The sequence below is a fragment of the Thermostichus sp. MS-CIW-41 genome (assembly GCF_054058915.1).
In genome coordinates, this window is record NZ_JBSSBO010000001.1 from 107,725 (window position 1) to 119,901 (window position 12,177).

The following is a 12,177-nucleotide window of genomic DNA, read 5'->3' on the forward strand; positions in this document are numbered from 1 at the left end:
TTGGGCTATGACTTAGAGTATTTATTCACCCGCCTGCGACACGGTATGAACAACTTCCTCCTGTTGAAGAGCTTGCAGCGCCTGGGGCAAATGCTCCGCCAGCCGTGCCGGATCCACTCCCGTTAGGCCGCGTTCTTGCGCCAGATGGACAGCCGCCTGAGCATGCCACCACACCCCCGCACAGGCGCAACTGAGCAGGGCGGGAGCGTCCAAAGGTTGACCGGCTTGAGCTCTTCTTCGCGCCACTAGGCCCCCGATCAAACCGGTCAAGACATCGCCGCTGCCACCGCGGGCCAAAGCCGGTGTGCTCTCCGGGTTCACCCAGCATTCCCCAGTGGGAGAGGCGATCACCGTCCGCGCCCCTTTCAAAACCACCACTGCTCCACTCTGGGCTGCCGTCCTTTGGGCTGCCTCGATGCGATCCCCAAGCGGGATCCCCGGAAAAAGCCGCCGAAATTCCCCCAGGTGGGGGGTGAGGATGGCCTGGATCCCTTTTTCTCGTAAGCGCTCTACCCCCATCTCCGCCAGAGCATTCAGCCCATCCGCATCGATCACCCAGGGGATCCCGGCCCAATCCCGCAGCAGGAGTTCCAGCAGAGGCAAACGGGTTTTTCCCAAGCCTGGCCCCACGGCCACCGCCTGAAAGGGTTTCAAGGACTTCGTCCCGCTGTCGCGATCGGCAACCGGCGGCAAAGAAGGGATCCCCTCCCAGGCATAGACCAAGACTTCCGGCAGGACGCTGTGGATCACTCCTTTCAACTCCGCCGGCACCGCCATCGTCACCATACCCACCCCGCTGGCGCGGGATCCCAGCCCCGCCAACACCGCTGCTCCGGCATAGGCTGCCGAGCCTGCCACCAACAACAGGGATCCCTGGCAGTATTTGTGGGTATCCAAAGGGGGATCCGCAGGAAAGTGCTGCCAAGGCCGCAGCAACAACCGGGGAACCTCATCCTCTGGGCAGGCCCAAGCGGGGATCCCAAAATCAACGCGATGTAACCGTCCTACCCAAGGCAGAGCTGCTTCCTGCCACAGCCCCCGTTTCCAAAGGCCAAGGGTATAGGTATGGCTGGCGCGAATGCAGCAGCCCCAGACTTCCCCGGTTTGGTCGTTGAGGCCAGACGGCAAATCCAGGCTAAGGATGGGGATCCCACTGCCATTGGCCCACCCCACCGCCCCCGCCCAAGGCTCCCCCAAAGGCCGGTTCAGACCGATCCCAAACAGGGCATCAATTAACAAATCGCAATCGGCCAGCTCTTCAAGACTCTCCACAAACTCTGCCCCCAGCGCCTTGAGATAGCGGGCGTGGTCTGCCGTCAGGGGTTTGAGATCCGGCTTGCCCAGCCACACCTTCACCGACTTTTGGGCCAGCCATAGCTCCCGCCCAACCACCAACCCATCGCCACCGTTGTGCCCTGTCCCACAGAGGATCCCAATGCGATGGGCTTGCGGAAAATCCTTCTGCAACTGAGCAACAACGGCCAGCCCCACCTTCTCCATCAGAGCGGCAACGGGCATGCCGGCAGAGAAGATCTGCTCCTCAATGCGCTGCATCTGTGCGGAACTGACCAGGCTGATGGCCGGATCGAACTGGCAACGAGAACCCATATCGCTACGCAACGCTGTTGCAACCGGCGGCATTGCTGAGGGGAGATGGCTCATGGCTAAGTTGCGCTAATCGAGCTTAGCTCTATCACATTCCCATCCGGATCCCGGACGAACACTGCCGCTCGCCCGGAAGCGCTCGGTTGCACCTCATACCCTTCCTGCCGCAGGCGAGCCTTCACCGCTTCCAAGTCATCTACCCCCAGCGCCACATGGGGATTACGCCCCCACTTTGAGGATCCCGTTCCGCTTCGCTGCCGTGGATCCATCGGCTCCTCGGCCACGATTAAATGAATTTGGGAGGAACCCACTTGATACCAAGCGCCGGGAAAGTTAAACGCAAAGCGTTCCGCCTTGGGGATCCCAAGCACCGTTCCGTAAAAATGTTCGGCTCTGGCCAGATCGCTCACCCAAAGGGCGGTGTGCAGGTGATGATAGGTTGGCTTTTGGGGGGCAGTCATTGTCTTGTTGGGAAATCTTGACCGTGGGGCTTTGCAAGGCCGACGCGAACATCAATATTTTCTCCGAACGGCAAGCCAAACCCGTAAGCTAAGGTGGAGCTAGCGCACCCGCGACAACCGTATCTTTGTTTTCGCACAGGGGTTGGCCCATGGGATCCCGCACCAAGTTTTTCGGCACGGTCTTGGCCATGTTGGCCGTGAACAGCATCTACATGCAGTTGCAGCAGCTTTCTCTGCAGTTGGAAGAAAGGGATCCCGCCCCCTCTGAGCAGTCTTCTCCAGAGCCTCAAAGCAGCCAGGACTCCGTCCTGCTTCCGCGAGCGGAACGGCTGGATCCCTGGCGTCGTGTTGCCCAAGTCTTGCAGGGTCTGTGGCCCGGCGATGCGAGCTTGAAAGGACTCCGTTCCGCCAACGCGAACGGGATCCTGTCGCCAGAGTCCACGTCCCCCCTGGAGCCTTGAGTGCCAAGCTGAGAGCATGACTCTAGTCAATAATAAGCTCAACTATACTGAAAATAATGTATAATATGTTCAGTACGGATTACTACCAGTTGATCTTTCTGTTTACTTTCGAGTCTGCCAACATGGTAGCCAAAGCAAAGCAGAAAATTGGTAGTAAGACGACACGGAAACTGCGCTTTGGGTATTCTACTCAAAGCTTTGCGGGATACCGCCATTCTGGTTGGAAACAAACAGAATGCTATCGCTGCATAGTTGAACAGTGATGTTCAGCAGTGTTCAGCGTAAATGTATCAGGGGATATGACGCTTTGCAAAGGGGATCAAACCCCGTACCATAGAGGAGCAGGTTTCTCCGTTTCTCTGTTTTCAATCCCCAGGACTCACCATGGTGCAGCCGTCAGCGACCTCTGGGCAAAAGCCGATTGTCATCGCCCCTTCCATCCTTTCAGCCGATTTCAGCCGGTTGGGGGAGGAAGTACGGGCAGTGGATGAGGCGGGGGCCGACTGGATCCATGTGGATGTGATGGATGGCCGCTTTGTGCCCAATATCACCATCGGCCCGTTGGTGGTGGAAGCCCTGCGCCCGGTGACGGCCAAGCCCCTGGACGTCCACCTGATGATTGTAGAGCCGGAGAACTATGTGGCGGATTTTGCCAAGGCAGGGGCCGACATTATTTCCGTGCACGCAGAGTCCAGCTCCACCATCCACCTGCATCGCACCCTCAGCCAAATCAAGGATCTGGGCAAGCAAGCGGGCGTGGTGCTCAATCCGGCCAGCCCTCTGGAGCTGATCCAATACGTGCTGGAGCTGGTGGATCTGGTGCTGATCATGAGCGTCAACCCCGGCTTTGGCGGCCAGAGCTTTATTCCAGCAGTGGTGCCCAAAATTCGCCAGTTACGGGCCATGTGTGATGAGCGCGGCCTGGATCCCTGGATCGAGGTGGATGGCGGCATCAAAGCCAGCAACGCTTGGCAGGTGATTGAAGCAGGAGCCAACGCCATTGTGGCCGGTTCGGCAGTGTTCAAAGCCAAAGACTATGCCGAAGCCATTCGCAGCATTCGCAACAGCCGCCGTCCCGAGCTGGTGACAGTTTGATTTGAAGGAAATTGCTCCCTTCTAAAATCCAGCTTGGCCCTGGCGCTTTGCGCCGCTGACTTAATCTGGCCCCCCACTCCCGGCTCTTCGTCCACAGAGGGGGAATGGTTTTAGCCTCACAACCTTATTGCTACGCAACACTGTTGCAACTAGCGCATAGCCGCAGTCTCTTTCTGGGCAGCGTGAGGCGCCGTCCCGCTGTTGGCAGCAGTCGTGCCCAAGCAATGGGGAGGCCCATCGACGGAGGGTGGAATGATCGGCTGGGGCAAAGTGGGGCTGAAAAAAGTCTGACAAAAAGGCACGCGATTGCGCTGAATATCGGCAAGGTAGGGAGGAGGAATGGTGCCCAAATAGGCGCCCAGCACCTGCTGCTCGGGATCCTCTGGCAACACTTGGTAATACAACATCAGGCGATTATCGGGAAACCAGGCGCGGATAAGCCTTTGCAGGGCCTTCAAGTTGAAGCCCGGCTCTTCAGGGTTGCGAATCAGGTGCATTCCCGCCAGGCGCCCGCCGACAAAATAGGCTTGCACATAAAACCCACGGGCATAGATGGGGGGCTCCAAGGAGTTCTGAGATGAAGGGGAATCGGGCAGGTAAAGGGCTTCACCCCCAGGACGCAGTTGCCAGCGGCTCCAGCGGGGATCCTCCCGGTCGCTGGAAATGGTCTCCCAATTGTTGGCGCGGGCGTAGCTCAAGAAGCGCTCCTCGACCATGCCCAGATAGAGCATTTCCATTTGCAAGGGCAGCCGGGCCCGGGTTTGCAGCAGGGGCAGAGTGCGCACTTCTCCCTGCTTGAGCACCAAGGTTTCCCCCCGCGCCGAGCAAGGGACACCTATGAGCATAGCCATCAGCAACCCTGTTCCAATTGCCCGTCCAATCTGGCTGAGGCCGCGCCTTGCGAACAGCTCTAGCCGGAGAGGTAAAAACTGCGCCACTGGCTGCGGCTGTGGCCCATTGCCCCTCAAAACCGTCGAAGCAGGAATGTAGGATGAGATCAGCACAGCAAAAAAGCAGGGTAGTAAGTAACCGATCCTAACCCAAAGAGACAAGGTTCTTCGAGAATCTTAATCTGGTCTCTGAGGAAAGTTGCTTGCCAGTCTGCCCTGCCGATGGTTTGGGTAGCGAATGCGCATTACCCTCGAGAATGGCATTCCCGCTGCAGCAGCTTCCGACCGGACAGAATGGCCGGGATTGATCGTCATTGCCGGCCCCACGGCCACCGGGAAATCTCGACAGGCACTGCTTTTGGCCCAACGGCTGGGATCCCCGTTGTTGAATGCAGACTCTCGCCAGGTCTACCGCGAGTTCGACATCGGCACAGCCAAGCCTACCCCCGCCGAGCAGGCCCTTTGGCCCCACGAGTTGATCGACATTGTTGATCCCTGCCACACCTACACGGTGGCCGAGTTTCAGCAGGCGGCCCAAGCCCGCATCGCCGAGGCCCATCGGCAGGGACAGACGCCCATCTTGGTGGGGGGCACCGGTCTCTACATCCAATCGGTGACTGCTGGCCTAGGGATCCCTGCTGTACCCCCGCAGCCCCAACTGAGAAGACAACTGGAAACTTGGCCCCCTGAGATCCGCTACGCCTGGCTGCAGCAGTTGGATCCCGTTGCCGCCCAGCACATTCATCCCCATGACGCGGTGCGCACGCTGCGGGCTTTGGAGATCGTTTACGCCACTGGGAAGCCGGCTTCCAGCCTAAGGCGGGCTCATCCCCCCCATTACCCCATCTTGATCCTGGGGCTGCGCTGCCCAATGCCCCGTTTGGAACAACGCATTGCCCGGCGCACGGCGGAGATGATGGAGCGGGGGTGGATCGAGGAGGTGAAAACCCTGCGGGAGCGCTATGGGCCCCACCTGCCCCTTTTGAATACTTTGGGCTACGCGGAAATCGGCGCTTATCTGGAGGGGCGGATCCCGGAAGCCAAACTGCAACCCCTGATTGTGCGGCGCACCCGCCAATTTGCCAAGCGGCAGATGACTTGGTTTCGAGCCATGCTGGGGATCCAAAAGGGCCATGCCTACGGCACCCTGTCGGGAAGGGGTCGATGTGTGGCCCTGTGGCTGGACTGCGAAGCTGAGGATTTGCCGGAGCAGATCTGGAAGCAGGTCAAGGCTTGGATGGCAGCTCCGACCACTGTTGAAACCAGTCCCGCCGCCGCTGAGCATCGGCTTTTCGATCCGTAAGGATCTCCAACACCCGCACCCCTTGGGCAGGCAAGGGATCCAAAGCTTGGGCCAGCTCCTGCCAGCTTTCCACCCGCCGGTGGGGAATGCCGTGGGCTTGGCAGAGGAGGGCAAGATCCACCGACTGGGGAGTAGCAAAGTAGGGCTCAAAGGGCGGATCTGGCCCTTGACGGCCCACTTCAGCAATGGGCAGCAGCTCGAAAATCCCACCCCCCTGGTTGTTGATGAGGAGAATGGTCAGGGATCCCTGCAGGTGAGGGCCAAGCCGCAGGCCGCCGCAGTCGTGCAAAAAGGCCAGATCCCCGGTTAGCAACACCGTCGGGCGCTGCCGGTGGGCCACCCCGAAGGCGGTAGAGAGAAGGCCATCGATGCCGTTGGTGCCGCGGTTGAAGTAGGGCCGGATGCGGCGGTCGTTGGGGGGCCAAAACCACTCCACATCCCGCACCGGCGTGCTGTTGGCAATGAATAGCGGCGTCTCTGGCGGCAGGTGGCGGGCCAGCCACCAGGCTATCCTACCCTCAAACCACTCCGGCAGGTCAGCCATAGCCTGGTCTAAGGCGGTCCGGATTTGCGCTTCCGCTGTCAGCCAGCCCTGCAGAAAAGTTGTTTGCTTGGCCGGTGCTTCTGGGATCCCGGCGACCCACTCCTCTACGGCGAAAGGCAAGTGGGTGGTGGGGTTGTGCAGGGGATCCCCATTCTCAGGGCGGGGATCCAACCGCCAAACGCGGGGAGCAACCTTGGCCAGGGTTTGCCGCAGCGCTTTGCTGGTGGGCAGGGATCCCAGTTGGATGACTTGCTGCGGCCAAAGCTGGGGATCATCCCGCTGCAGGATGAGATCGTAGGTGGTGATGAGATAGGGGTTGAGGGAAGCGTAGTTCCGCAGGGGAGAGAGCCCCTCCGCCAGAACCGGCCAGCCCAAAGCCGTCGCCAAACGGGCCACTGCCTCCACATAACGCTGGGGATCCGCCGGTTGAGCCGGCCCCGCCAAGATCACCCCCCGCTCACAGCCGCGCCACTCCTGCCAAAAAGAAACCGTCTCCGTCTGAAAAGGGCTCCGCACCGCCTGCAAGGAAGAGCCGGTGCATGGAGGAGCAACCCCACGAAAAAAGGTCTTCTCGAACTCCGGATCTTCCTGTAGATGGAGCAGCGGCGCAGTGCTGCCATCGGCAATGGGAGCCAAGGGATCCCGGAAGGGCACATTCAAATGCACAGGGCCGGGGAAGGGGTAAAGGGTGCGCTCCCAGGCGTGCACTAGGGTTTGGCGCAGGTAGGCCAGGGCTTCTGGATCCGCGCTGGGCACGGCCAATTCCGCCTGCCAGTTGGGGTAATGGCCGTAGAGCTTCACTTGGTCAATTGCTTGGCCGGCGCGACAGTGGCGCAGCTCTGGAGGCCGATCCGCCGTCAGGATCAACAGGGGAAAGCCACTTTCGGCTGCCTCAAGGAGAGCCGGGAAAAAGTGGGCGGCAGCACTGCCGGAAGTACACACCAAGGGAATGGGCCGCCGGGTTTGCTGGGCCAATCCCAGCGCAAAAAAGGCTGCCGACCGCTCATCCAGCACCGGGATCGCCTCGATGTCGGGGTGCTGGGCCAGGGCGTAGGTCAGGGGGGCTGAGCGGGATCCCGGAGACACCACCGCCAAACGGCAACCCAGCCGACTCAAGGTTTCGGCCAATAGGGATCCCCAGAGGGTGTTGAGGTTGCGCCAGTCCAGCCGCCTCGGCAGGACAAAGTTTTCACCGGTCACAGCGGAGACAAGGTGTTGAGATCGAATCGGGATCCCGGCGGCAAAAAGTGAATGCGGGCATTGTGCAGCCGAAAATACTCATCCGCTGCCGCCTCCTGAACAGTCGAGTACAGTTGCGTCCCGTCCACAATCGTCACCGTCCCCAAGCCGATCACCTCCATCACATCGTTGGCCTGGATCACCACCGCCGTATTCTCATCAATGCCGATACCCAAACATTGGGGATAGTGGGCCACCGCCGTGACCAGCCGCACCAGGCGATTGCGCTGATGGAAATGTTGATCGATGATGACGCGAGGCAAAAGGCCCAAGCCCGTCTTCACCGTTACAATTGCCGGCGTGGGCGGTTCCCCGCTGTAGCCGCGGGAGATCATCTGCTGCCCCAACGCAGAAGCTCCGGCGCTGGTTCCGGCAATCACCGTCTGCCCCCGCTGCCACTGCTGTCGAATGGCCTCCATCAGCTCGCTGTGGGCCAGCACCTCTGCCAGCCGCTCCTGATCCCCACCCGTGAAGTAGATGCCGGTGGAGAAGCGAATTTTCTCGACGTTATCGGGATCCCTCGCCTCCATCGGGCTGCGGATATCCAGAACTTGGAGGCTGGCTGCCCCCATCTGCTGAAAAATGTTGGCGTAGATCTCCCCCAGCACCGCCGGGATCCCAGAAGCCGCGGGCACGATGGTGATGTGGGCAGACTTTCCCCCCGCTCGGCGGAAGAACTCCCAAAGGATGTGGCGCTCATTTTCCTTATCCTCTGCTCCCCCGACGGCGATGATGTCGGAACGGGCGGTGATGGGATCCTTCACGGTAGAGCGGCTCAGGGGTTGGGCGTCGTTTGTCGGCGTGGAAGGAACTCCGTTCCACTCCAGCTCACGGTGGGCAGCAGAAACATCAGGCAAATGGGGCATGGAGCGCGAGGAAGATTAAAATGGGCACATTTCACTTTCACTATGCTACGGCTTGGGATTCGGTTTGGCGCAGCTCAATTCCAGATTTCACGGAAGAGTCAGGGGTTGGTTAGGGGTCTCGAAAGGGGGAATAATGTTCATAAGAACACCCCTCGTCTCGTCCTTCGGTTCACCCAGCAGGAGCATCCATGGCCAGAAAACCTGACGGATATCTTGTCCACATCATGCTGGAAGGTGGACAAACCATGCAGGTACGGGTCAAAGAAGCCAGAGAATACACCGAGCTGATCAACAACCTCATGGTGGGCGGCGAAGAGTTCATCACCTTGCCCAAGCAAATGGACAATGAGTACATGATCGTGCGTCCTCAACGGGTGTCCGGCGTGTCGGTGGAGGCGATCTACGCTTCCAGCGTTGGCATCGACCTATAGAGCCTATAGAGCAGACCAAGGTCAGGGATCCCTTGAGTATCGCCGGGCTGACAACGCAAAGCCCCCACCACTAGGGGCAGGGGCTGCCAGAGGACTAGACCCCGCAGGATTTAGAACCTCAGTACCGACAGGTTAGCTTTGCGGGGGCAGGATCACCTTGTCGATGACGTGGATCACGCCGTTGGAAGCTTCAATGTCGGCTGTCACACATTAGCATCGTTGACCTTGACACCATCAGCCAAAGAGATTTCCACAGGGGATCCCTCGACCGTAACCACTTCCCCAGCTTCCAAAGAGGTGGAGAGAACTTTGCCGGGCACTGCATGGTAAGTGAGAAATCGAAAAAAGTCCCCGAAAAAGATGTTTCTACTGCCCCAAGATGCTTTCTTACAAAGGCTGCTGGGGTATCTTCCACTAAGGTTAGATTTGCAACAATCATCGCAGGGTGGTGGTGAGCAATCCAAAACAGGCTGAAAAAGGATCCCTTGAGGCTGAGGGATCAGTTACGTTTGTCTGCATCTATAGTCATTCTGATTCAAACTAAAACGCTGCACCCACACCTGAAGCGTTGAATGCGCGGGGCTGGAAGACTTTTCTTGGTAGCTCAGGCGTCTCACTCTAACCTGAAACGACTGTACTGTTTTGTTTGCTCGAGCTGTCTATCCAGCGGCAGCACAAAAAATAACACCCTCACGGTGCCGAGCAAAGGGATAAATGAGTTAACGAGCTCGTAATAATCCTGGCAGTTGTGCTTACTCTTCTTCCGGCTCGAAGTCTTCGTCGTAGTCGTCCCCGATCAAATCGTCGATATCGTCGATGTCTTCTTCCAAAATCATCTCAGGGACTTCAATAGGCTGCTCAATCAACCGGCCTTCCTGGCGCAACCAATCGAGAATGGAAAGGCTGCTGGGGGAGGGCACCACCGTTGGCGGTTGATCGCGGGGTTCTTCGCGCAGAGAGGGATTGTGGTAGTACATGCCGTACAGAAGGCAGCTATCGACGAGGAATGAGCCCGGCTTGGGCTAAGCCCCTCTCAACAGAGGGACGCGGGCTTTTCATCATCCGTTTCTTACCTTAGCCTACGCCTGCCACTCCTGCAAAAAGCGGTGCAGCACCCGATCCAGCTCAACAGCCCGCGCTGCCTTGAACAGCAGCCGATCCCCGGCTTGCACGTGATGGAGCAAGATTTCCAGCAGTTCGGATACCTCCTCGCAGCGTTCTGTCTGGGCTGCCGGTTTTTGGTCGAGCAGCGGTTGCATTTCTCCTTCGGGATCCAAGAGCAAGACCCGATCCAGCCCCAAAGGGGCAGCCGCCCGACCCACCTCCGCATAGAGCTGAGGTGCATGCTCTCCCAATTCCCGCATCGGGCCGAGAATGGCCCAGCGCCGTTTCCCCGGGGTTTGGGCCAGCAGGTGCAGAGCCGCAATCATCGCTTCCGGCGAGGCGTTGTAGGTTTCGTCCCAGATTTCCACATCTCCTGCCAGCTTGAGATGGCGGTTGCGCCCCTCCAGAGGGGTAGGCAAAGCAATGGGTTCTCGGAGCCGCTCCCAATCCAGCCCCAAGCTGCACAGAGCAGCCAGCACCCCCATCCAGTTGAGGGCATGATGCCTTCCCGGCAAGGGCACCGGCAGCGTTAGGCCCTCCACAGTTACCGTTTGGGCTTGGGGATCCCATTCTCCCCGTAAGTCCCCCCGATCCAGACCATAGGTAAGGGTTTGTCCCGACCACAGGCTGGCGGCGGTAGACAACAGCAAGGGATCTTCTCCATTCAGCAGAGCCACCCCCTGCCCTAGCTCCTGCAGCAGCTCGCACTTGGCAGCAGCAATGGCCGCGCGGGATCCCAGTCTGCCGATGTGGGCGGTGCCAATATGGGTGATCAAGGCGTGGGTGGGCTGAGCCATCTGAGCCAGGCGGCGAATTTCTCCGGGGCCTCGCATGGCCATTTCCAGAACCACAAACTGATGCTCCGGTTGCATCTGGAGCAGGGTTTGAGCAACCCCGATGTCGTTGTTGTGGTTGGCCTCACTTTTGAGAACTGTGCCGTAGCGGGATAGGGCAGCCGCCAGCATTTCCTTGGTGGTGGTTTTGCCTGCTGAGCCCGTGATGGCTACTACGGAGGGGGGAAACTGCTCCCGCCAGCCTCTGGCAATGCGCTGGTAGGCAGCTAGGGTATCTGAGACTTGAAAATGGGGCCCAGCCACCGGACGCTGGCTGATGACGGCAATGGCCCCTCCGGCCAAAGCTTGCGGAATGAAGTCGTGTCCATCAAACCGTTCCCCCCGCAGCGCCACGAAGACTGAGCCTGGCTGGAGTTGGCGGCTGTCGGTGCAAATGGCCCGAATGGGAAACCGCAGCAGACAGGGATCTCCCTGCAGAGGAGTTTGCAGCAGGTCGGCCACAGTTTGTAGAGTCAGCATGGGGCAGAAGGTTGGTCTAGAGCCCACAGTGAGAAGTGAGAAAAGAGAAACGAGAAAAGAGCAGCGAGTAGTGAGAAGGAAGTATGAAGTATCCTCACTCCTCACTTCTCTCTCCTCACTCCTCTCTCCTCACAGCCTGGCTGCAGCGTTTCGATCCCAGATGGGAGCGCGATGATGGCCTCTTTGGCCATGCCGATGAACAGGCCATGTTCCACAACCCCCACCGTCCCTTTGAGTTGATCGGCAATCTTAGCGGGATCCGCCATGGGGCCGAATTGGCAGTCGAGGATGTAGTGCTGCTCGTCCGTCAAGTAGGGATCCCCGTTGGCATTCCGCCGTAAGGTGGCTGTGCACCCCAGAGCCTCTACCCGCGCCAAGGTGGTTTTCCAGCCAAAGCGCACCACCTCTACCGGCACCGGGAAGCGAATGCCCAACTGCGGGACTTTTTTAGAGGCATCGGCGATGATGATCAGCTCGGCAGCGCTGGCCTCCACCAATTTTTCCCGCAACAGGGCCCCTCCTGCCCCTTTGATCAGGTTCAGGGATCCCACTTCAATCTCGTCGGCCCCATCGATGGCCAGATCCAGGCGCGGCTGCTCTTCTAGGGTAGCCAGCGGGATCCCCAGGGAGCGGGCCTGTTCAGCCGTGCGCTCGGAGGTGGGCACACCGAGGATCTGCAGACCCTCGCTTTGCATCCGCTCTGCTAGGGCGCTGACAGCAAAGGCGGCTGTGGATCCCGTGCCCAGCCCCACCACCATTCCCGACTGCACCTTTTGAACTGCAGCCCGGGCTGCCGCCTGTTTCAGCTCATCTAAAGACTCGGTCCCGCTGCCGCCAAGGGTAGTCATTCCCAGCTCCTCTCCCG

General features: G+C 59.4%; 12 protein-coding genes and 1 pseudogene. 4 read left to right on the forward strand and 9 right to left on the reverse strand.

The window, feature by feature from the left end:
- Positions 1–21 precede the first annotated feature (21 nt).
- Both ACVWXE_RS00510 and ACVWXE_RS00515 read right to left on the reverse strand, forming a co-directional pair.
- Positions 22–1,608, reverse strand: coding sequence for an NAD(P)H-hydrate dehydratase (locus tag ACVWXE_RS00510; RefSeq protein WP_457489311.1), 1,587 nt, complete (start codon positions 1,606–1,608; stop codon positions 22–24).
- A 56-nt stretch (positions 1,609–1,664) separates the two neighbouring features.
- A complete protein-coding gene (locus ACVWXE_RS00515) occupies positions 1,665–2,066 on the reverse strand; it encodes a VOC family protein (RefSeq protein WP_457393405.1) in 402 nt (133 codons plus the stop codon).
- A gap of 149 nt (positions 2,067–2,215) precedes the next feature.
- Between ACVWXE_RS00515 and ACVWXE_RS00520 the strand changes: the two genes are divergently transcribed.
- Together ACVWXE_RS00520 and rpe are read left to right on the forward strand one after the other, a co-directional pair.
- Positions 2,216–2,527 (forward strand): hypothetical protein, encoded by a 312-nt coding sequence (locus ACVWXE_RS00520; protein ID WP_457489312.1) that lies wholly within the window; start codon positions 2,216–2,218, stop codon positions 2,525–2,527.
- 384 nt (positions 2,528–2,911) lie between these two features.
- Positions 2,912–3,622: a ribulose-phosphate 3-epimerase gene (rpe, locus tag ACVWXE_RS00525; RefSeq protein WP_414522387.1), complete on the forward strand. Its 711-nt coding sequence runs from the start codon at positions 2,912–2,914 to the stop codon at positions 3,620–3,622.
- Positions 3,623–3,771: 149 nt separating this feature from the next.
- On the opposite strand, the gene ACVWXE_RS00530 is transcribed toward rpe, so the two are convergent.
- A complete protein-coding gene (locus ACVWXE_RS00530) occupies positions 3,772–4,473 on the reverse strand; it encodes a hypothetical protein (protein WP_457489313.1) in 702 nt (233 codons plus the stop codon).
- Positions 4,474–4,750: 277 nt separating this feature from the next.
- Here ACVWXE_RS00530 and miaA point away from each other — a divergent pair, with 277 nt between their 5' ends.
- The gene (miaA, locus tag ACVWXE_RS00535; protein ID WP_457489314.1) at positions 4,751–5,815 is read left to right on the forward strand and encodes a tRNA (adenosine(37)-N6)-dimethylallyltransferase MiaA; all 1,065 of its coding nucleotides are present in this window, start codon (positions 4,751–4,753) and stop codon (positions 5,813–5,815) included.
- Here the strand turns inward: miaA and menD are convergent.
- Positions 5,739–7,559 carry a 2-succinyl-5-enolpyruvyl-6-hydroxy-3-cyclohexene-1-carboxylic-acid synthase gene (gene menD / locus ACVWXE_RS00540; protein ID WP_457489315.1) on the reverse strand — a complete coding sequence of 607 codons (1,821 nt, stop codon included), beginning with the start codon at positions 7,557–7,559 and terminating at the stop codon, positions 5,739–5,741. The genes miaA and menD overlap by 77 nt on opposite strands.
- Positions 7,556–8,464: a cyanophycinase gene (locus ACVWXE_RS00545; RefSeq protein ID WP_414416841.1), complete on the reverse strand. Its 909-nt coding sequence runs from the start codon at positions 8,462–8,464 to the stop codon at positions 7,556–7,558. Before ACVWXE_RS00545 ends, menD begins: the two co-directional genes overlap by 4 nt.
- A 188-nt stretch (positions 8,465–8,652) precedes the next feature.
- Here ACVWXE_RS00545 and ACVWXE_RS00550 point away from each other — a divergent pair, with 188 nt between their 5' ends.
- Complete coding sequence (locus ACVWXE_RS00550; protein WP_011433628.1) at positions 8,653–8,895, forward strand: hypothetical protein; 243 nt, start codon at positions 8,653–8,655, stop codon at positions 8,893–8,895.
- 132 nt (positions 8,896–9,027) lie between these two features.
- On the opposite strand, the pseudogene ACVWXE_RS00555 reads toward ACVWXE_RS00550, so the two are convergent.
- From ACVWXE_RS00555 to rpiA, 4 genes and pseudogenes are all read right to left on the reverse strand, one after another.
- Positions 9,028–9,230 (reverse strand): annotated as a pseudogene (locus ACVWXE_RS00555) (fasciclin domain-containing protein); the annotation flags it as partial.
- A 417-nt stretch (positions 9,231–9,647) separates the two neighbouring features.
- Positions 9,648–9,872, reverse strand: a complete 225-nt coding sequence (locus tag ACVWXE_RS00560) for a DUF3134 family protein (protein ID WP_414349794.1) — start codon at positions 9,870–9,872, stop codon at positions 9,648–9,650.
- Between the two features lie 102 nt (positions 9,873–9,974).
- A complete protein-coding gene (locus ACVWXE_RS00565; protein WP_457489316.1) occupies positions 9,975–11,312 on the reverse strand; it encodes a UDP-N-acetylmuramoyl-tripeptide--D-alanyl-D-alanine ligase in 1,338 nt (445 codons plus the stop codon).
- A gap of 101 nt (positions 11,313–11,413) precedes the next feature.
- Entirely contained in the window at positions 11,414–12,160 is a 747-nt protein-coding gene (gene rpiA, locus ACVWXE_RS00570; RefSeq protein ID WP_414349792.1) for a ribose 5-phosphate isomerase A, read from the reverse strand.
- Positions 12,161–12,177: the final 17 nt, after the last annotated feature.